We start from the raw sequence: 365 nt of genomic DNA on the forward strand, positions 1-365 counted from the left end.
TGTAAGCCAAGCCGCCGCCAGGGCCGGCGCCAGTTGCAGCAACATTCGCGGTCTGAGAAGAGGCGCCGCCGAAGGCCGTGCCACTGACGGGTCCTGCGTTATAGCCGGCCGCAGCAGTCGAGCCCGCATTGGCATTGGTAGCCGCTACGCCGCCTGCAACACCGTTGCCGGTGGTTGCGGAAAGGCTCTTCACATTACCGAAAGTAGTTGCGCTACCGCCGACAGCTGCCCCACCGATGCCAAAACCGCCTGCGCCGATAGCGCCGCCAGCAGCGTTTGCATTCGACGTTGCACCGGAGGTTGCACTATTCATGCTCAGCGCACTTCCGTTGCCCGAGCTGGCCGCACCCGACAGCGTGGCAGAC

The 365-nt window shown here is 64.7% G+C and carries 1 pseudogene; it reads right to left on the reverse strand.

Annotated features, from left to right (window positions below):
* Positions 1–365: pseudogene (locus AAIL67_RS24750) on the reverse strand (hypothetical protein); the annotation flags it as partial.

Origin of the sequence: Comamonas sp. A7-5 (assembly GCF_039581385.1) — a bacterium.
Taxonomy (GTDB): Bacteria; Pseudomonadota; Gammaproteobacteria; order Burkholderiales; family Burkholderiaceae_C; genus Comamonas; species Comamonas thiooxydans.